The following is a 19,655-nucleotide window of genomic DNA, read 5'->3' as shown; positions in this document are numbered from 1 at the left end:
GCTGCTACTTCTCGAACAGACGTTGTCCCCAGTATTCACCGGGACGCAGCCCCGGCGGGACGGCGAAGATCGCCGAACCGTTCGGTATCAGATATTCGGTCATCGCGTCCTTGCGTGACAACTGGTGCTGCATCGGCACGAACTGCTTGAAGCTGTCGCGGTTGAAGGCGACGAAGAAGAGTCCCGCGTCGAGATGGCCGAAACCGTCCGAGCCGTCGGTGAAGTTGTATCCGCGCCGCAGGATCTGCGCACCGTTGTTCATGTCGGGGTGAGCGAGACGGACGTGGGAGGTCAGCGGAATGATCGGCGTGCCGTATGAGGTGATCTGGAAATCGGGCTCGTCGAACTCGTCCTCGCCGCTGAGCGGCGCGCCGGACTGCTTGGTCCGGCCGATGATGTCCTCCTGCTCCTTCAGATTCGCTCGGTCCCAGGGTTCGATGTCCATCCGGATGCGCCGTGCGACGAGATAGGTGCCGCCGGTCATCCACTGTGCCGCCGGCGGGTTGTCGCCGGGAGCCACCCACACCCATTTATCGAGGGTCTCGGTGTCCTCGGCCCGGATGTTGGCGGTGCCGTCCTTGAAACCGAACATGTTGCGCGGCGTCTCCTGCGAGCGGGTCGTGGACGACGTGCGACCGAAACCGAGCTGCGACCACCGGACGGAGACGACGCCGACGCCGATACGCGCGAGGTTGCGGACGGCATGGACCGCGACCTGCGGATCGTCGGCGCACGCCTGGATGCAGATGTCGCCGAACGAGCGCGAGGGCTCGATCTTCTCCTGCGCGAACGCCGGCAGGTCGGCGAGGGCCGCGGGCTTGCGGTCGGCGATGCCGAACCGGTCCTTGCGGCCGGGGTCGGAGGCGCTCGGCCCGAACAGTCCGGGGCCGAAGCCGATGGTGAGGGTGAGGTGTGCGGGCGACAGGCCCAGTGCCTCGCCGGTGTCGGCGGGCGGGTGATACTCGCCCATGCCGGTGGCACCGCCGGGAACGGTCTCCTCACCGCGCGTCATCCGCTCGGCCGCGACAGTCCACTTCTTCAACATGTCGACCAGCGCTTCACGCGAGTCGGTGATGACGTCGAAGGCGGCGAAGTGCAGGCGGTCCTGAGCCTCGGTGACGATGCCGGCCTGCCTCTCGCCGCGGAATGCGACGACGCGGTCGGGCTCGGAGTCGCCACGACCTCCGACGGTCGCGCCGATCGCGGCTCCGCCGGCGAGACCGGCTGCGATGCCGACCCCCGCGGCACCGAGCACGGTGCGGCGGGACACACCGGGCTTGGGTGCGTCGGGTGCGGGGGTCTCGATACGCCCGTTGCTCGCTTCGCTCGCATCGGGCACTCGACCAGCCTCAGGGTCTCCGGTCGGCTGCGCTTCGCTGTCACTCACTTCGTATTCCCGCTCACTTCTGCAGAACCAGGCCGGGCACCTGCGACAGAGTCGCCGAGAGGGCGTCCACCTTGTCCGACAACTCCTTGCGCTGTGCCGGCGACACCTTGTCGTACGAGGCGTGGCCGTCGCCCTCGCGGAACTGGTCGATGAACGACCGGACGTCGGCGAACTGAGCGGTGATCTTGTCCATCAGCTTCGGGTCGCGCGCCGAGATCATCGGCTGCAGTTCCGCGATCAGCGTCTCGGAGCCGTCGATGTTGGCGGCGATGTCCCACAGGTCGGTGTGGCTGTAGCGATCCTCCTCGCCGGCCACCTTTGTCTTGGCGATCTCGTCGATCAGCGCCTGCGGGCCGTGGACGAACATCTGCGTCTCGAACTCGAAACCGGGGGCGGAGACCTCGTCGCGCAGTTGCGTCGCGTCGGTCAGGAGCTGATCGGCGGCCTTGTCGATGGCGGCCTTGGAATCGGCGGTCTTCGCGGCGGCGGCGTCCGCGGGCGCCACCTGACCTTCGGCTTCGCCGACCTCATCGGCCTTCGGAGGGAAGAGGAAGCGCTCGATGCGGTGGAATCCGGTGAACTCCTGCTTGCCGTCCTCGGTGTCGTCCCAGCGCATGTCGATCTTGGGGTCGAGGTCGGGGAACGACTCGGCGACCGGCTCGATGCGCTCGTAGAACGTGCGGACCAGGCCGAAGCCGTTGCGAGCCGCATCCAGATCGCCGCTCTTGACGTCGCCGGTGAAGGTCTGCACCTGTGCGACCAATCCGTTGAGCTGGCCGCGGACGTACTCGAGGTAGCGCTGCTTGGCGGCCTCGACATCGGCCGGAGCCTGGCTCTTCTGCTTGGTCTCGCCGGTCACTTCGATCTTCTGTCGGATGCCGGTTCCGACCATGCCCGGTTTGCACGCGACGGTGTAGGTCCCCGGCTCGCTGAACTCCACGCTGAGCTTGCCCTTGAGGCCCGGACCGATGTTCTCCACCTCGGCGAGGACGCGATTGTTCTTGCCGTAGACGTAGAACTCGGTGACCTTGGATCCGGCGTTGCTGATCTCGAAGTTCGCGGTGCCGGTCTGCAGATCGGTGGTCGACAGTTCGCAGCCGTCGTTGGACGAGGTCACAGTCACCGCGCCGTCGCCGGACGATTTCGCCTCGCATGCGGCCAGTGCCAGCGGCGTGGCGGCCACAGCGCCGAGCACGACGACGTTCCGCAGAACGGGGGAGAGCTTGACCATGGTGTTCCTTTCACGGTGTCCACGCGGTGAGTCGGAGTCGGCGTGGTGGGGGAGGACGGGAGTGCGCCCGGGCGATGCGGCTTATGAGGCCTCTTCCAGCGTGGCGGGGGCAGCCTCGGGTCTGCGCGTCGACGACCGTCCGCGGGCGTAGAACAGCCCGCCCACGATGACGATGTATCCGGCCCAGGCGATCACCTGCAGGACGGTGGGCTCCGGGCGGAAGTTGAAGATGCCGGCCAGGATCACGCCGTACCAGGCGCTCTGGTCGTACCAGGACGAGATGTCGAAGGCGATTTCGCCGAGGCCGGGCAGCCAGCCGTACACCTGAAGCGCACCGACACCGTAGGCGAGGATGCCCGCGGCGACGACGATCAGGAAGTAGCCGGTGTAGGTGAAGAATCTGGCGAAGTCGATCGCGATGGCGCCCTTGTACAACAGCCACGTCAGCACCACCGCGATGAGCATGCCGAGCAACAGACCCACAAGGGGCCATACCCCGCCGGAGACGCTCTCGGCATACCCGACCATCAGCAGGGCGGTCTCGAAGCCCTCGCGTCCGACGGCCAGGAAGGCCAGTCCGAAGACAGCGGCGCCGCCGACCGCCAGAGCGTTGGTCAGCCCCGACTTCAGATCGCCCGATATATGTGCGGCGGCTTTGCGCATCCACAGAACCATGAACGTGACGATGGCGACGGCGACCAGGGACGCGATCCCTGCGAGCAGCTCGGCGCCCAGGGAGGAGATCGTCGACGAACCGAACTGAATGATGAGGAACGTCGCGATCATCATCGTGAGCGCCGCGGCGACGCCGAGCCAGATCCACTTGAGCGAGTCGCGGCGTTCGGACTTCACCGCGAAAGCGATGAGGACCATGACCACGATCCCGGCTTCCAGCCCCTCGCGCACACCGATCAGACCGCTCCCGACCATCTGGGTCACCACCGAGGGGGCGCCCTGTGCGATGAGCATCGTCACCGTCTTTTCCTTCCGCCGTGCGCCGCCGGTCAGGTTGGCCGGACAACCCGGTAAGGATAACCCACGTTGGGTGAGCCTCTCCTAATCGGATTCGTCCTCTAGCTGCATCGACGCCGGAAATGCGTAAACCGGATCAGCGGCGGGAACTCCCGCGGCGTTTTCGGAGTTGGTCTGGTGGTGTGCGAGGCTTGTGCGCGCCGTGACCCCCGGCCGTTCCGGCGAGCCGGTGCGGTGCGATCGAGTGGCAGTGACGAGAGATCCAGTGCAGTGACGAGAGATGAGGACCTGTGACCCGAGTTGTGCGATCGGTGACGACCAATCGGCGCCGGTGGTGGGTCGCTCCCATCGCGGTCGCCGTCGCGGTCTCGCTGTCGTCGTGCGGGATCCGGATGCCGTGGGACCGTCCGGACATCCCCGACGGGCTGCCGCCCGGGGTCGGAACCCAGCAGCCCTACATCGACATCAACTCGCCCGGCCGCACCGCGGACAAGATGCGTGAGTGGGCCATGCCCATCTCCGATGCGACGGCCATTCCGCTGACCGCTCTGGAGGCGTACGGCAACGCCGCCGAAATCCAGCGTCAACAGCATCCCGAGTGCGGGATCGGCTGGACCACGCTTGCCGGGATCGCCGCGGTGGAGACCAAGCACGGCAGGCACGGGGGCGCCAACGTCGCACCCAACGGCGACGTGCGCCCGGAGATCCGCGGTCCCGCTCTCGACGGCACCAAGGGCAACCGGGTGATCCGTGACACAGACAAAGGGCGGCTCGACGGAGACACGACCTACGACCGCGCGATGGGACCGTTCCAGTTCATTCCCGAGACGTGGATGCGCTACGGAGTGGACGCGAATGGCGACGGCGCGGCCGACCCGGACAACATCGACGACGCGGCGCTGTCGGCGGCGCGGTATCTCTGCGTGTACGCGGGCGGCGACATGACCACGCCCGAAGGCTGGGAAGCGGCCGTGCACGCCTACAACAATCACGACGAGTACGTGTTGAAGGTGCGCAACTACGCGAACGCCTACTCCGTGAACATCCGCTACTGATCTGCGTTTATCCTGGACCTCGGAATCTGTCGGCGTCTCCGCCGACCCGACGACATCGAACATCGAATTGGGGCTGACAAGTGGCAATTATCGAGCAGGTAGGCGCGCGCGAGATCCTCGACTCCCGCGGCAACCCGACCGTCGAGGTCGAGGTCGTCCTGGACGACGGCACCTTCTCGCGGGCAGCGGTTCCCTCGGGTGCCTCGACCGGTGAGCACGAGGCCGTCGAGCTGCGCGATGGCGGCGACCGCTACCTCGGCAAGGGCGTCAAGAAGGCCGTCGAGGCAGTCCTGGGCGATATCGCCCCCGAGGTCATCGGTATCGAGGCCGACGATCAGCGCGTCCTCGACCAGACCCTCGTCGATCTGGACGGCACCCCCGACAAGTCGCGCCTCGGCGCCAACGCTCTGCTCGGTGTGTCGCTGGCGGTCGCCAAGGCCGCGGCCGAGTCGGCCGGTCTGCCGCTGTTCCGCTACGTCGGCGGGCCGAACGCTCACATCCTGCCGGTCCCGATGATGAACATCATCAACGGCGGTGCGCACGCCGACAACGGCATCGACTTCCAGGAGTTCATGATCGCGCCGACGGGTGCGGCCACGTTCGCCGAGTCGCTCCGCTGGGGCGCCGAGGTGTACCACTCGCTCAAGTCGGTCCTGCACAAGCAGGGCATGAGCACGGCGCTGGGCGACGAGGGCGGCTTCGCTCCGGATCTGCCCAACACCGAGGCCGCGATCAGCGTGATCGCCGAGGCCGTCGAGAAGGCCGGTTACAAGTTCGGCAGCGACATCGTCATCGCGCTCGACTCGGCGTCGACCGAGTTCTACCGCGACGGTGCCTACCAGTTCCAGGGCAAGGCGCAGTCCGCCGACGAGATGATCTCGTTCTACGAGAAGCTGGTCACCGACTTCCCGATCGTGTCCATCGAAGACGGCCTCGCCGAGGACGACTGGACCGGATGGGCGTCGCTCACCGAGTCCATCGGCGACAAGGTGCAGCTGGTGGGCGACGATCTGTTCGTCACCAACCCGGAGCGCCTCGAAGAGGGCATCAGCAAGGGGATCGCCAACGCACTCCTGGTGAAGGTCAACCAGATCGGCACGCTCACCGAGACTCTCGACGCGGTCGCGCTGGCGCACAACAGCGGCTACAAGACCATGATGAGCCACCGATCGGGCGAGACCGAGGACACCACCATCGCCGATCTGGCGGTCGCGTGCAGCTCGGGCCAGATCAAGACCGGTGCGCCGGCACGCAGCGAGCGCGTCGCCAAGTACAACCAGTTGCTGCGTATCGAAGAGGGCCTCGGCGACGCCGCGCGCTACGCCGGTGACCTGGCGTTCCCGCGCTTTTCGTTCGGTGCGTGATTAGCTAGTAGGTATGGCAGAAGGCGAGACCGGGAGCGGGGGGAGCGGTGGCGCCGCCCGCCGGCGCAGCAGTCGCGGGCGATCCGATCGGCCGGCGAGTTCGTCGCGTCGATCGCGTCCCGACCAGCGGCGCACCCGGTCTCGCGACTCTGCTGTTCCGCCCCAGCCGACCGCGCCCCGCGAGTCGGCCGGTGACGGCGATCCGCGTGCTGATCTCGGCGGCGCGTCGGTAGGCGCCTCCCATGCCGGCGCTCGCCGTCGTCGCACCTCGGAGCGTCCTCGCGGCAATGCGTCCGGGGACCTCCCGGCGTCGCCGTCCCGGCTCGTCCTGTTCGCGCAGCGTCGCGGCGTCAGCGTGACGACAGTCGGCATCGCGGTCGGCATGGCGATCTTCCTGATGCTGACGCTCGCCGTCCCGGTGCGGACCTACATCGCCCAGCGCAACGAGTTCAACCAGCTGCAGGAGTCGAATGCGCAGCTGCGGCGGGAGACTCAGCAGTACAAGGACAAGCTGGCGCAGCAGAGCGATCCGGCGTACATCGAGGCGCAGGCGCGGCAGCGTCTGCAGTACGTGCCGAAGGGCGAGAAGCCGATCGTCATCATCAACCCGACGCGCCAGCAGCAAGAGGCGGAGCAGGCTGCGGAGCGTCAACGCAAAGCCACGCCGTGGTACGAGAATCTGATGGATGCGGTGTCGACGCCGCCGGAGACCCGAGGGTAAGTGAGCATCACCGAAGCCGACCTGCAACTGGTCGCGAAGCAGTTGGGACGTGAGCCGCGCGGGGTGCTGGAGATCAGTTACCGCACTCCGGACGGTCAGCCCGCGGTCGTGAAGACGGCACCCCGGTTGCCCGACGGCACCCCCTTTCCGACGCTCTACTATCTGACCGACCCGCGGTTGACGGGGGCCTGCAGCCGTCTGGAGTCGGGTGGCGTGATGCGCGAGATGACCTCACGGCTGGCCGAGGACGCCGACCTCGCTGCCGGTTACCGCGCGGCGTACGAGAGCTACCTCGCCGAGCGTGACGCGATCGAATCGCTCGGCACCGACTTCGCCGGCGGCGGCATGCCCGATCGGGTGAAGTGCCTGCACGTGCTGGTGGCGCATTCACTGGCCAAGGGGCCGGGCGTCAACCCGCTGGGCGACGAGGCCGTCGCACTGCTCGCCGACATCGAAAAGCTCCGCGGCATCGCCGTGCCCGCCGACTGGCCGTTGCACGCACCGGATTCCGACGAGGCCGGCGCGTGACCCGGGTGGCCGCCGTCGACTGCGGCACCAACTCGATCCGGCTGCTGATCGCCGACGTCGACGAGAACGGAGCGCTCTCCGACGTCCGGCGCGACATGCTGGTGGTGCGGTTGGGGCAGGGCGTCGACGCGACCGGCCAGTTCGCCGACGAGGCGATCGAGCGCACCCGCGCGGCGCTGGCGGGCTACGTCGAGGCGATGGTCGCGGCCGGGGTGGAGCGAGTCCGCATGGTCGCGACGTCCGCGACGCGGGACGCGGGCAACCGCGACGAGTTCTTCGCGATGACGGCCGAACTGCTCGGCAAGGTGCAGCAGGGCGCGGTGGCCGAAGTGATCTCCGGTGACGAGGAGGCACGGCTGTCGTTCCGGGGCGCCGTCGGCGGGCTGGACCCGGCGGACGGTCCCTTCGTGGTCACCGACCTCGGCGGGGGCAGCACCGAGGTCGTCGTCGGCTCGGTGTCGCGAGGGCAGGCGGTCGTGGCCGGCGCGTACTCCGCCGACATCGGCTGCGTGCGACTCACCGAACGAGCACTCGCGTCCGATCCGCCGACCCTGGACGAGCGCGCCCGTGCCGCGGCGATCGCGGCGGAGGAACTCTCAAAGGCGTTCGCCGCGGTCGATGTCGGCCCCGCGCGCACGTGGGTGGGGGTCGCCGGAACGTTGACGACGTTCGCGGCTCTTCACGCCGGTCTCACCGAGTACGACCCCGAGGTGATCCACCACTCGCGGATCCCGCTGGCGGAACTTCACGTCCTCTGCGGACGCATCGTCGCGATGACACGCGAGGAGCGGCTGGCGCTCGGACCGATGCATCCGGGGCGTGCCGACGTCATCGGCGGCGGCGCGCTCGTGACCCGTGAGCTGGCGCGACAGTTGGCCGACCGTGCCGCCATCACCGAGATGGTGGTCTCGGAGCACGACATCCTGGACGGGATCGCGTTGGGTCTGGCCGCTCGCTGAGGGAGGCGGCCGCAAGCCCGCCTCTAGGCCCGATTGCGGCCGAAGTCGTTGCAGGCCTCGCAGACGCTGTCCGGAATGATTCCGGCGCGCTGGAGCAGTCCGAATCCGATGCAGCCGAGGCAGAGACCGAAGGCGAACTCGAGGACCGCCGCCACGATCAACAGCCCGACGACGATCTGTGCCGCGAGACCGAAACCGGCCGCAGACAGTACGAACGCGCAGCCGGAGAAGACCAGGCCGATGGTCTGGGCGAACCGCTTGGGCGGTCCGGGAACCATCTTCGTGCGTTTCCAAACGCGCGGCACGATGACATGCACGGCGAGCCTGCCGAACGGCGAGTACCGCGGGCCGCCCGCGACCCGCAGGGCGAAACCGAGGGCCAGGAGCCCGTACAGCCACGGCTTATCGACGGCGATGGCCACGATCGCGAGCGCGATGACGAGACCGGCGGTCGAGCGTGCCGCGTAGTCGTTGACCGGGTTGGGGAAGTCGAACACACCGCGGTGCCACGACGGCGTCTCCGCGACGGCGATCGACGAATCGACCTGGGTGAAGACGTCTGAGTCGGTCACGGGTACTCCAATCAAGCGATGACGCTTCACGATAAGGCCGGTGGACTTCGGATCCAAGATTTTGACTCACCGTGAGCCGAAGGCCTGCGGCGCGGTCGTGGCTCGACGACGGCGCGTGCCGGAACCGGTACGCGGGGGATCGCTGGTGCGTCTGCGGGCTGGGTGGTTCGCGCTCCCGGCTCACGACGAGAGGGCGGCTGCGGCGGTCCGTGACGGTGGAGTGCTCACCTGCGTCGACGCTCTCCGCTTTCACGAGTTGTGGGTGCCGCCGGGACACGGCGGTCTGCACTTGAGAAGGAGCACGAACCTGACCGGCGTCAACGTCGCCTGTCGGCCTTTCGGTGGCTCACTGCGGACGGCGACGCGGGCTGTCGATCCGGTTCCCGTCGCGTTGGCGTACGCCGCACGCTGCCTCTCCGACGAGGAATGGATCGCGGTCGGTGACTCGTACCTGAATCTCACGGGTAAGACGCGTGCGGATCTCCGATCCGAGCTGCGCGGAGCCGGGCGGACGGTGGAACGGCGGATAGCGAAGACTGATCGGCGGGCGCAGTCCGGGACGGAGAGCATCGCCCGTGTCCGGCTGCGGTCGGCGGGGTTCGATGTGACGGTCCAGCCGTATGTGGAGGGCGTCGGGTGGGCGGATCTGCGGATCGGGAGACTGTTGATCGAGTGCGACAGCGTGTTGCACCACGCCACCCGGACTGGGTACGCGAACGACCGCCGCCGCGACCGCCGCGCTCTGGTGGACGGGTGGCTCACGCTGCGCCTGACCTACGACGACGTGCTCTACGGCTGGGACGCGGTCCTCGCCGACATCAAAGCCGTCACCGCCAGGGACCGGCACCGGGCACGCTCGGCGAAGCACCGGGCGATGCTGCAAAGATCAGTACTTATGTCGACCGGCGAGGGAACATCGCCGGAGGACGGCAGTGACGGTACTGATCTCAGCACTGCGGTCGACTGACCGCTACGCGGACTCGAAATCGACCAGGACCTCCAGGACCTGGTCGCCGTACTTCTCGAGCTTGCTCTGCCCGATACCGGAGATCGCCAGCAGCTCTTCGTGATTGGACGGTTTCGCACGTGCGAGCTCTTCGAGGGTCTTGTTTCCGAGCACCGTGTAGGCGGGCAGCCCCGCGTCCTTCGCGACGGACGAGCGCCAGCGGCGCAGTGCCTCGAAGAGTCCGCGGTCGGCGTCCGGCAGGTCCGGTGCGCTCGAGCGTGCGGCTTTCCGGGAGCGTGCCGGAGCCTTCGTGTCCTCGCGGAGCATTACCGTGGTCTCACCGCGCAGAACGGGGGCGGCCTTCTCGGTGAGGCGCAGCACTCCGTAATCGCCCTGCGGAGCGATGATTCCGAGAGCCACCAGCTGGCGGACCACGCTTCGCCATCCGCTGGCGTCGAGTTCGGTGCCGATGCCGTAGGTGGTGAGGCGATCATGGCCCTGCTGCTGGATACGAGCGTTGTCCACACCCAGCAGGATGTCGATGAGATGACCGGCGCCATAGGCCGACCGGTTGAAGTCGCGGTCGAGCCGGAAGATGGTCGACAGGAGCTTCTGCGCCGGCACCGTGCCGTCCCAGGTCTTCGGCGGGTTCAGACAGGTGTCGCAGTTGCCGCAGGGTTCGATCCGCTGGTCGAAGTACCCCAGCAACTGCTGCCTCCGGCACGTCGCCGTCTCGCAGAGTGCGAGCATCGCGTCGAGCAGCTGCGACTGCACCCGGCGCCGTGCGGCGTCGCCGTCGGACTGGTCGATCAGGCGCCGCTGGTTCATGACGTCGGCGAGCCCGTAGGCCATCCACGCCACCGACGGCAGGCCGTCGCGGCCGGCGCGTCCGGTCTCCTGGTAGTAACCCTCGATGCTCTTCGGAAGATCGACGTGCGCCACGAAGCGCACATCGGGTTTGTCGATGCCCATGCCGAAGGCGATGGTCGCGACCACCACGATCCCGTCCTCGCGCAGGAACCTGTGCAGCGTGTCCTCCCGCACCCGGCGGTCGAGTCCCGCGTGGTAGGGCAGCGCGTCGACGTCGTTCGCGCGGAGGAACTCGGCGATCTTCTCGACGCTGTTGCGGCTCAGCGCGTAGACGATGCCGGTCGCGGGCTCGCCGTCGACGACGCCTTCCGTTCGGATGAACTCCAGCAGTTGCCTGTTGGCTTGCGCCTTGGGCTCGATGCGGTAGGTGATGTTGGGCCGGTCGAAGCTGGAGACGAAGTGGCGTGCGCCCTCCAGGTGCAGCCGCGCGGTGAGCTCTTCGTGCGTGCGGCGGGTGGCGGTCGCGGTGAGCGCGATTCGCGGAACGTCCGGCCAGATGTCCGCCAGCTCTCCCAGCGCCAGATAGTCCGGCCGGAAGTCGTGGCCCCACTGCGAGACGCAGTGCGCCTCGTCGATCGCGATCAGCGACAGCGTGCCGCGCGCCAGGAACTCGCGAGTCCCCCGTTGGCTCAGCCGTTCGGGGGCGACGTAGATCAGGTCGAGTTCGCCTGCGAGGAATGCTCTTTCGACTTCCGCTCGCTCTTCGGGGAGCTGAGTGGAGTTCAGGTAGGCGGCGCGGACGCCCAGTTGGCGCAGAGCTCCCACCTGGTCGGCCATGAGCGCGATCAGCGGCGAGACGACGACGGCGCACCCCTCACGGACGAGCGCGGGCACCTGATAGCAGAGGCTCTTGCCGCCGCCGGTCGGCATGAGCACGACGGCGTCGCCTCCGCCGATCACGTGCGAGACGATCTGCTCCTGGTCGCCGCGGAACTCCGAGTAGCCGAAGACGTCCCGGAGGACTTGATACTGGTCGGGCACGATGTCGCTCAGTGGTCCTCTCGACCGGAGCCGCCGTCGTCGGCGTCCGCATCCTCGTCCGTGTCGTCGTCGTAGCCGTTCAGCGAGTCGAGTTCCTCCGGTGGGGTCTTCGGCTTCGCCTCCGGTTCGGAGTCGTTCCGTGCGGTTTTGGCCGCCTCGCGCATCTCGAACCCGTCGGTGACCAACTCGCCGATCTCTCGCGCGACGTCGGCGACGGCGGTGGTGATGATCGACGTGATGTTGCCGACCCGATGCGCGGCGCTCTCGACCACCTCCTGGATCAGATCCTTGTTCCGTTCTGCACGTCCGACCACTTCTCGTCCCTCCTGCCGGTGCCCTGCTGAAGACCAATGGTAAGCCTCACCGCCGAAGCGACTTCTCGACGAATGCCACGATCTCGCCTTCGACCTCGTCGCGGATCTCCGGCTCGTTGTGCACCTCGTGGCGGAAGCCGGTGTAGACGCGGGTGCGCACGTCGGCGTGGCCGGTCGCGACGAGCCGGTTGGCGACGTGATAGGCGCCCTCACCGTAGTCGGTGACGGGGTCCTGGTCGCCCGCGAGGATCAAGACGGGGAGGTCGCGGCGGATCTGCGGATACCACTCGTCGCTGTTCACCTGGTCGTAGAGGTCGATGAATCCCTGCAGGAACCGGACACTCATGGGCGCGCCGAAATTGTTGAACGGGTCCACCGAGTGATCGCGCACCACGTCGGGGTCGCGGGCCACCCAGTCGGTGGGACCGGCTCCGTCGCCGTAACGGGAGACGAATCCGTCGAACACGGCGCCGACGATCTCCGGGGAGGCGGCGGCGCTGCGGTCGGGCTCGGCGGCGAGCGCCCCGCGATCGACCACGGTCTCGATACCCCTGATCTGCGCGGCGATGCCGCAGAGGATCAGGGCGTCGAGATCGTCGCCGCGCTGTGCGGCCAGACCGCGGGCGATCATCGATCCCCACGAATGGCCGAACACCGCGTGCGGCAGGTCCGGATACTCGGCGCGTGCGATGTCCATGAGCGTGAGCTCGTCGGCGACGGCGGTCGCGGCCCCGTCGTCGCCGGTGTCGACCCAGAACCCCGACTCCATCGCGGTCTTGCCGTGTCCGGCGTGGTCGTCGGCGACCACTGCGAATCCGGCATCGAGGAGCCGGCCGATCAGATGCAGATACCGGCGGGAGTGCTCACCGAGACCGTGGATCAGCTGGACGACGGCCCGGGCCGGTCTGGTGGGCCGGTACATCCAGCCGTGCACGGTGTCGCGCCCGTTGTGGGAGGTGAAGGTCAATTCGGTGAGTGCCACGGGAGAGTCCTGACTGTCGGAGGACACCGGTCACGGCCGGTGGGGATGCGCCGAATGTATCCGCCGGCGACCGAAAACGTCCCGCAGACGGTGCACCGAGGGCATATTGCCCTCGGTGCACCGTCGACGGGACGATTTCAGTCGTGTCCGACCCTCAGGCGGCGTCGACGGCCTTCGAACGCTCGATGTTGACCACGATGTCGTTGTCGTCGCGGGTCATCCAGTTCGGCAGCGACAGCTTCGCGATCTTCATCCACGTGGAGCCGAGCTGCTTGCGGAGCGGACCGGTGTTGTACGGCAGACCGTACTTCTCGCAGATCGCGCGGACCTCGACCGCCATCTCCGGGTAGCGGTTGGCCGGGACGTCGGGGAACAGGTGGTGCTCGATCTGGTGGGAGAGGTTGCCGCTCATGATGTGGAAGAGTCGGCCGCCGGTGATGTTGGCCGACCCGAGCATCTGCCGCACGTACCACTGGCCCTTGGTCTCGTCGACGCATTCCTCGGCGGTGAAGGTCTGAGCGCCGGTGGGGAAGTGACCGCAGAAGATGATCGAGTACGCCCAGATGTTGCGGACCAGGTTGGCGCCGGCGTTGCCGACCAGGGTGGAGACGAAGAACGGTCCGGTGAGCGCGGGCCAGAGAATGTAGTCCTTGGCGACCTGCTTGCGCGCCTTGCGCCACATTCCGCCCAGCAGCCCCTTGACGTCGCTCCACTTGCGTTTGCCCTGGATGACGTTCTCGGCCTCGAGATCGTGGAGCATCACACCCCACTCGAACAGCACCATCAGCGCGGTGGCGTAGGCGAGGTTCCCGAGGAAGTACGGGTGCCACTTCTGGTCGCGTGCCATGCGGAGGATTCCGTAGCCGATGTCGCGGTCCTCGCCGAGCACATTGGTGAAGGTGTGGTGCAGGTAGTTGTGGCTGTGCTTCCACTGGTCGCCGGGGCAGACGTTGTCCCAGTCGAATTCGCGCGAGTTGTAGGTGTCCTCCCGCATCCAGTCGTACTGGCCGTGCATCACGTTGTGGCCGATCTCCATGTTGTCCAGGATCTTCGCGATCCCGAGCGACGCGACGCCGGCGAGCCATACCGGCGGAAGGAACGGAACGAACATCGCCGCGCGGCCGGCGAACTCGAGCTTCCGCTGCGCGCGAATGATCGAGTAGATGTACTCGCGGTCGGACTCGCCGAGGTCGGCCACGATACGTGCGCGGAGTTCGTCGAGCTCCCGGCCCAACTGCTCCACCTGCTCGTAGCTGAGGTCGACTCGGGTGCCCGCCGCCGGGGCGGTCTCGGTGCGGAAGTAGTCGCTGATATTGATGGCCATTGCTGCTAAACCTCGATTTCCACGTCGCCGACGGGGGCGTTGACACAGATCTGGATGTGCTGATCGGGCTCGGAGTCGAGCTCTCCGGTCAGGATGTTTCGGGTGCACCCGGTCTTGCGGACCTTGGTGCAGGAGAAGCAGATGCCCATGCGGCATCCGTACTCGGGACGCAGCCCGGCCGCTTCGGCCTGTTCGAGCAGCGTGCGACCGTCGTTCGGTGTGGTGACGTCCGACTCGGTGTAAGTGACGTCGCCGGTGATCGGCTGGTCGGGGTCGAGTACCGGCGAGGTGTCGACGGTGAATGCTTCGGTGTGCAGTCGGTCGGCCAGGTCGCGCCGGTCCGCGTACTCGCGAACCGCGTTCATCAGGGCCGGGGGGCCGCACAGGAACACCTGTGCACCGTCGACGTCGGCGACGCCGTCCAAGTGGTCGTCGTGGAAGTGCTCGGGAGTATCCGTGCGGGTGTAGTGAAGTCGCACGTCAACGTGGTTCAGGGTGCGATCGAGCGCGTCGAGTTCCGCGCGGTAGGGAACGTCCTCCGGTGTGCGCGCATAGTGCACGAAGGTGACCGGACGGTCGTGTCCTTCGGCAATCAGTGTGCGCAACATTGAGAGGACAGGTGTAATCCCGCTGCCGCCGCTGACGAGCACTGTCCGGTCGGGGCGGACGTCGGGGAGGACGAACTCTCCGGTGGCCGAACTCAGGGTGAGGACCGTGCCGGGGCGGGTCTGCTCGCGCAGGTAGCGGGAGATGAAGCCGCCGGAGTGCGCGGTCACGGTCAACTCGATCTCCGAGGCCTTCTGCTCGGCGTTGGCCGGGGAGAAGAACCGACGGTGGCGGACGCCGTCGACTACGACGCTGACCTCGATGTACTGCCCTGCGCGATGGCCTGACCACTGGCGGGTGGGGCGCAGGGTGAGGGTGACCGATCGGTCGGTCTGCAGGCGGACGTCGGTGACCTTGGCGCGTGTGTCGCGCCAGGTGATCATCGGATCGATCAGTTCCAGGTAACGATCGACGGGGTACGGGGTGGCGGTCGCCTCGACAATCGTCTCGACGAGGCGGGCGATCTTGCTGGCCATCGTTCCTCCTTTGAGGATCGTCGTTCACTTTCAGTGAACGTCTGTACACAAACGAGCATGACATATGACCGCGCCGGGGTGTCAAGGCATTGCCGGTGTGTCTGCCGTCACGTGCGCTCGCCCACCGCGGGACCGGGCGCCGATCCCGACCGCCTAGACTCGGGTTTGTGACTTCCTCTCCCGACTCACCAGGCACGACGCCGCGCAAGGTGCGCGCGAAGCGGTCGCGGCCGGGGTCCGGGGGCAGTCGTGCGGAGAAGAAGGAGCAGACCAGGCAGGCGCTGCTCGACACCACGATCGACTTGGTGGACGACCGTTCTTTCGGAAGCATCAGCCTGCGCGAGGTGGCGCGCGGGGCGGGCATCGTCCCCACCGCGTTCTATCGGCATTTCGCGTCGATGGAAGACCTCGGCGTGACACTCGTCGAAGACGCCATGCGGGTGCTGCGCGGCGCCTTGCGGGAGGCGAGACGGGATCTGGCCGGGCGAGGCATGCCGACCGCGCGCGAGTCGCTGTCGACCCTGCTGAAGAAGGTCCACGGCGACGAGGCGCAGTTCCGCTTCCTGGTGCGTGAACGCCACGGCGGCGTCGCCGAGGTGCGCCGGGCGATCGCGACCGAGCTGCGCTTGTTCTCGCGTGAACTGGCGATCGACCTGGCCCGTGTTCCCGCGCTCGCCGATTGGGGCGTGGACGATCTCGAAGTCGCCGCCGATCTGATCGTCACGATCATGATGACCACGGTGGCCGAGCTTCTCGACGGCGACGGCCGGGAGTCCACCGAGCGCGCGCTGGTCGAACGCGCCGAGAAACAACTGGTGATGGTCTTCCTCGGCATGTCGGCGTGGAGGCCCTCTCACTGAGATCCGGACCTTCCCGGCACGCCCTGTCGGAGGGATGAGGAAGGATGGTCCGCATGGCACAACAGGGTTCTCGGGTCGGCACGCAGTTCGGGCCCTACCGGCTCGACGCTCTTCTCGGGTACGGCGGCATGGGCGAGGTGTACCGGGCGTACGACACGGTGCGTGACCGCGAGGTGGCGGTGAAGCTGCTGCACGAGCGTTTCGCGGGCGACGAGACGTACGAGGAGCGCTTCCGGCGTGAGGCGCAGGCCGTCGCACGGCTCGGCGAGCCGCACATCATTCCGATTCACGACTACGGTGCCATCGACGGCGTCCTCTACCTGGACATGCGGCTCGTCGACGGCGAGGATCTGCGGTCGCGGCTGCGTCGGACCGGCCCGATGGCGCCCGCCGACGCGGTGGGGCTGATCTCGCAGATCGCCGAGGCGCTCGACGCCGCTCACTCGGTCGGACTGGTGCACCGCGATGTGAAGCCGGAGAACATCCTCGTCACGGCCACCGACTTCGCCTACCTCGTCGACTTCGGCATCGCGCATCAGGCGGCGGACACGCGGCTCACTCAGGCCGGGACCGCGATCGGATCGCTCGCGTACATGGCGCCGGAGCAACTCGACGGTGTTCCGTCCGGTGCGATGTCGGATGTGTACTCGCTCGCCGCGGTGCTCTTCGAGACACTCACCGGCAAGCCGCCGTTCCCGGGGGCCACGGTCAGCCAGATCGTGCGGGCCACCGTGATGAACGAGGTGCCCTCGCCCCGGCAGTCGGCGCCTTCGGTGTCGCCGCAGCTCGACGCCGTGGTGGTTCGGGGTCTGGCGAAGGATCCCGCAGCGCGATTCGGTTCGGCGGGACAGATGGCCGCGGCCGCTCGGGCCGCGCTCGAGGGGCATTGGCCGGACAGTGCGTCCGCGCCGACCACGTCCGTGCAGACGGGTCCTCGAGCCTACGATCCGACGGTCCTCGGGGCCCGCCCGCAGACGGCGCCGCTGCCGGAATCGCAGGCCTACCCGGAGCCCCAGTTCTCCCAGCCCCAGTTCGCGCAGCCCCAGTTCTCCCAACCCCAGCAGTACTATCCGCCGCAGCCGAACGGCGACGGTCGCGCGCTGCCCGTCGTGCTCGGGGCGCTGATCGGTCTGCTGGTGCTGGCGTTGATCGGTCTGGGTGTCTACTGGTTCGGTTTCCGTGACTCCGGCGGCGCCGGCACGACCGCGACACCGTCGTCGACCACCATCACCACCACCGTGCCGCCGACCACTGTCGCGGCCACCCCTCCGCCGGGTACCACGAACTGCGATTCGGAGGTGGGCGTCGCCTCGAGCGTCACCAGCTGTGAGTTCGCGTTCAACGTGAAGTCGGCCTATCTCGCGGCCGGGCCGAAGGGACAGGCTCGCACCGTGGTGGCGGACAGCCCGGTGACCGGTCGCAGCTACACGATGTCGTGCAATCCAGAGGATGGAGTAGTGGTGTGCCGCGGAGGCAACAACGCAGTGGTGGTGATCTTCTGACTCGGCGGATCACGGTGACGAGGCGGACCGCGGTACGCCGGGCGGCCGCGGTGGCGGCTGCGGTGGCGTGCCTGGTCCCGACCGCGGCGTGCGGGACGTCCGACGGCGACGGACACGCGGTGGCCACCGTCGTGGTGACCGAGACCGCGGGCTCACCGGTTGCGTCGTCCGACCCGGTCGGCCCGGCGTCGCGCACCGAGGCGGCGACGACCGATGCGGCGTTGACCGCGAGCTTCGACGCGATGGCCAAGACGCTGGCCGCTCCCGTGGGGCTCGCTCTCGTTCCGGTCGGCGGCGGTGCGGCGATGACCTTCGGTGACCAGTCACCGCAGGTCGCGTGGTCGACGATCAAGGTGCCTCTGGCTGTTGCCGCGCAGCGGAAGAACGGGCCGAGTGACGCCGAGACGGCCGCGATCGTGGCCTCCGACAACGCCGCCGCTGAATCCCTGTGGGCGTCGCTGGGGTCGCCGGCGGAGGCCGCGGCGGCCGTGACGCGCGTACTGCGCGAAGGGGGCGACGAACACACCACGGTGCCCTCGCGCCGGTTGCGCCCGGAGTTCACGGTCTTCGGGCAGACCACGTGGCGTCTGGCGGATGCGGCGGTGTTCTCGGCGCATCTGCCGTGCCTGCCCGACACCGGGCGGATCGTCTCGTTGATGCGGAACGTCGCCGGTAACCAGCAATGGGGGCTCGAGTCCGTACCGGGCCGCCAGACCGCGGTGAAGGGCGGCTGGGGACCGAGTGTCTCCGGCGGCTACCTGGTCCGCCAGATCGGTCTGCTCACGCTGCGCGACGGCCGGCAGGTCGGGGTCGCGATGAGCACCCAGGCGTCGGCGGGATCGATGGAGCCCGGAACCCAGGTGCTCGACGGTGTCGCCCAGTGGCTCTCGAAGCACCTCGGGGCGCTGCCCGGTGGACGGTGCCCCTCGTGACTTCCGCCGTCTGACACCGCCGCCCCGGTAACACGTCCGCAACGCTGCGATTGCGTCTGCGGTACGACGCTGTCGGTGGCGATTGCCCTGCACTAATGTGACTGAAGTTGTCAATGTTGCAAGAGGTGCTTGTGTTGCGAATGGTTCGATGGTGTGCGGCAGTCTGCGCGGCGGTTGCGGTGACGGCCGCGGGTAGCGGGGTGGCGCAGGCCGCACCGCCGCTGCCGTTGCCGAATGTGCTTCCGCCGTTGCCCGCGATTCCGGGGATTCCGAGTCCGCCGCCGCCGGTCGACCTGGGTAAGAGCTTCGACAAGCTCAGCAAGAGCATCGTCAAGGCGAATCCTGGGCGCGTGGGTCTCGCCGTCACCGCGACGGGAACCGGTGAGCCGCTGTTCTTCGGAACGGTGCGGACGGCGCGGGCGTGGTCGACGCTGAAGGCGCCGGTTGCGGTGGCCGCGGAACGGGCCCACGTCGCCGGCCTCGAGCCGATGGAGACCAAGTCGATCCGAGACTCGGATAACGCTTCGGCCGAGGCGATCTGGGACTCACTCGGCTCGACGCGACAGGCGATCGACGCCGTCAGTGCGGTCTTGCGCGAGGGCGGTGACTCTCGGACGCGGATCTCGTCCGAGCTGAGCCGCCCCGCGAGCTATCCCGGCGCCACCCAGTGGGCGACCACCGATCAATCGGTGTTCGCGGCGAATCTGCCCTGCCTGGCCGGATCAGATCCGCTCCTCGCCTATATGAGTTCGGTGGGACCGAATCAGCGGTGGGGGCTGGCAAACGGGAAGAAGGGCGTTCAGACGGCAGTGAAGGGCGGCTGGGGCCCGGTGTCGGACGCGACCGGCAAGTACGTCGTGCGGCAACTCGCGGTCGCGACCACGCCTCGTGGCCGGGTCGGCGTGAGCCTGGTGGCCGTCCCCGCGAGCGGACGTTTCGAGGACGGTGCCGCCATGCTGACTCGCCTGGGCGACTGGGTGCAGCGAAACCTGAAGAACATGCCGGCCGGGCAGTGCCCGCCGGCTGCGAATCCGGTGCGCTGAACCCGGCTGCGTCCCCGGCGTGTCCCCGGG

The 19,655-nt window shown here is 67.9% G+C and carries 19 protein-coding genes; 10 read left to right on the top strand and 9 right to left on the bottom strand.

Features of this window, described 5'->3' with window-relative positions; translation table 11 throughout:
* Positions 1–4: 4 nt before the first annotated feature.
* From efeB to efeU, 3 genes are all read right to left on the bottom strand, one after another.
* Positions 5–1,306 carry an iron uptake transporter deferrochelatase/peroxidase subunit gene (gene efeB / locus GSI01S_RS15650; protein ID WP_372452502.1) on the bottom strand — a complete coding sequence of 434 codons (1,302 nt, stop codon included), beginning with the start codon at positions 1,304–1,306 and terminating at the stop codon, positions 5–7.
* 94 nt (positions 1,307–1,400) lie between these two features.
* The gene (gene efeO, locus GSI01S_RS15645) at positions 1,401–2,618 is read right to left on the bottom strand and encodes an iron uptake system protein EfeO (RefSeq protein WP_006897579.1); all 1,218 of its coding nucleotides are present in this window, start codon (positions 2,616–2,618) and stop codon (positions 1,401–1,403) included.
* A gap of 81 nt (positions 2,619–2,699) precedes the next feature.
* Complete coding sequence (gene efeU / locus GSI01S_RS15640) at positions 2,700–3,593, bottom strand: iron uptake transporter permease EfeU (RefSeq protein ID WP_006897578.1); 894 nt, start codon at positions 3,591–3,593, stop codon at positions 2,700–2,702.
* A 308-nt stretch (positions 3,594–3,901) separates the two neighbouring features.
* On the opposite strand from efeU, the gene GSI01S_RS15635 reads away from it, so the two are divergent.
* The 5 genes from GSI01S_RS15635 (at position 3,902) to GSI01S_RS15610 (ending at position 8,217) form a co-directional block, all read left to right on the top strand.
* Positions 3,902–4,645 carry a lytic transglycosylase domain-containing protein gene (locus GSI01S_RS15635; protein WP_051999676.1) on the top strand — a complete coding sequence of 248 codons (744 nt, stop codon included), beginning with the start codon at positions 3,902–3,904 and terminating at the stop codon, positions 4,643–4,645.
* Positions 4,646–4,725: 80 nt separating this feature from the next.
* On the top strand, positions 4,726–6,009 hold the full coding sequence (gene eno, locus GSI01S_RS15630) for a phosphopyruvate hydratase (RefSeq protein WP_006897576.1): 1,284 nt from the start codon (positions 4,726–4,728) through the stop codon (positions 6,007–6,009).
* A gap of 355 nt (positions 6,010–6,364) precedes the next feature.
* Positions 6,365–6,730 (top strand): FtsB family cell division protein, encoded by a 366-nt coding sequence (locus GSI01S_RS15620; protein WP_006897575.1) that lies wholly within the window; start codon positions 6,365–6,367, stop codon positions 6,728–6,730.
* The gene (locus GSI01S_RS15615; protein ID WP_006897574.1) at positions 6,731–7,258 is read left to right on the top strand and encodes a DUF501 domain-containing protein; all 528 of its coding nucleotides are present in this window, start codon (positions 6,731–6,733) and stop codon (positions 7,256–7,258) included.
* Positions 7,255–8,217 (top strand): Ppx/GppA phosphatase family protein, encoded by a 963-nt coding sequence (locus tag GSI01S_RS15610; protein ID WP_006897573.1) that lies wholly within the window; start codon positions 7,255–7,257, stop codon positions 8,215–8,217. Before GSI01S_RS15615 ends, GSI01S_RS15610 begins: the two co-directional genes overlap by 4 nt.
* A 23-nt stretch (positions 8,218–8,240) precedes the next feature.
* Here GSI01S_RS15610 and GSI01S_RS15605 read toward each other — a convergent pair whose 3' ends face one another.
* Entirely contained in the window at positions 8,241–8,750 is a 510-nt protein-coding gene (locus GSI01S_RS15605) for a DUF4395 domain-containing protein (RefSeq protein WP_039867854.1), read from the bottom strand.
* A 154-nt stretch (positions 8,751–8,904) separates the two neighbouring features.
* On the opposite strand from GSI01S_RS15605, the gene GSI01S_RS15600 reads away from it, so the two are divergent.
* A complete protein-coding gene (locus GSI01S_RS15600) occupies positions 8,905–9,756 on the top strand; it encodes a putative endonuclease domain-containing protein (RefSeq protein ID WP_174302303.1) in 852 nt (283 codons plus the stop codon).
* Positions 9,757–9,759: 3 nt separating this feature from the next.
* Here GSI01S_RS15600 and recQ read toward each other — a convergent pair whose 3' ends face one another.
* From recQ to GSI01S_RS15575, 5 genes are all read right to left on the bottom strand, one after another.
* A complete protein-coding gene (gene recQ, locus GSI01S_RS15595; RefSeq protein ID WP_006897570.1) occupies positions 9,760–11,586 on the bottom strand; it encodes a DNA helicase RecQ in 1,827 nt (608 codons plus the stop codon).
* Between the two features lie 8 nt (positions 11,587–11,594).
* On the bottom strand, positions 11,595–11,900 hold the full coding sequence (locus GSI01S_RS15590) for a hypothetical protein (protein WP_006897569.1): 306 nt from the start codon (positions 11,898–11,900) through the stop codon (positions 11,595–11,597).
* A gap of 46 nt (positions 11,901–11,946) precedes the next feature.
* On the bottom strand, positions 11,947–12,882 hold the full coding sequence (locus tag GSI01S_RS15585; protein WP_006897568.1) for an alpha/beta fold hydrolase: 936 nt from the start codon (positions 12,880–12,882) through the stop codon (positions 11,947–11,949).
* A 154-nt stretch (positions 12,883–13,036) separates the two neighbouring features.
* Entirely contained in the window at positions 13,037–14,206 is a 1,170-nt protein-coding gene (locus GSI01S_RS15580) for a fatty acid desaturase family protein (protein WP_006897567.1), read from the bottom strand.
* Positions 14,207–14,211: 5 nt separating this feature from the next.
* The gene (locus GSI01S_RS15575; protein ID WP_006897566.1) at positions 14,212–15,288 is read right to left on the bottom strand and encodes a ferredoxin reductase; all 1,077 of its coding nucleotides are present in this window, start codon (positions 15,286–15,288) and stop codon (positions 14,212–14,214) included.
* A 167-nt stretch (positions 15,289–15,455) separates the two neighbouring features.
* On the opposite strand from GSI01S_RS15575, the gene GSI01S_RS15570 reads away from it, so the two are divergent.
* The 4 genes from GSI01S_RS15570 (at position 15,456) to GSI01S_RS15555 (ending at position 19,625) form a co-directional block, all read left to right on the top strand.
* On the top strand, positions 15,456–16,148 hold the full coding sequence (locus tag GSI01S_RS15570) for a TetR family transcriptional regulator (RefSeq protein WP_006897565.1): 693 nt from the start codon (positions 15,456–15,458) through the stop codon (positions 16,146–16,148).
* 44 nt (positions 16,149–16,192) lie between these two features.
* On the top strand, positions 16,193–17,650 hold the full coding sequence (locus GSI01S_RS15565) for a serine/threonine-protein kinase (protein WP_006897564.1): 1,458 nt from the start codon (positions 16,193–16,195) through the stop codon (positions 17,648–17,650).
* A gap of 14 nt (positions 17,651–17,664) precedes the next feature.
* Complete coding sequence (locus tag GSI01S_RS15560; protein WP_006897563.1) at positions 17,665–18,582, top strand: serine hydrolase; 918 nt, start codon at positions 17,665–17,667, stop codon at positions 18,580–18,582.
* 179 nt (positions 18,583–18,761) lie between these two features.
* The gene (locus GSI01S_RS15555; protein ID WP_006897562.1) at positions 18,762–19,625 is read left to right on the top strand and encodes a serine hydrolase; all 864 of its coding nucleotides are present in this window, start codon (positions 18,762–18,764) and stop codon (positions 19,623–19,625) included.
* Positions 19,626–19,655: the final 30 nt, after the last annotated feature.

This window comes from Gordonia sihwensis NBRC 108236, assembly GCF_000333035.1.
Classification (GTDB): domain Bacteria; phylum Actinomycetota; class Actinomycetes; order Mycobacteriales; family Mycobacteriaceae; genus Gordonia; species Gordonia sihwensis.
This window is presented reverse-complemented; position numbering and strand designations above follow the sequence as displayed.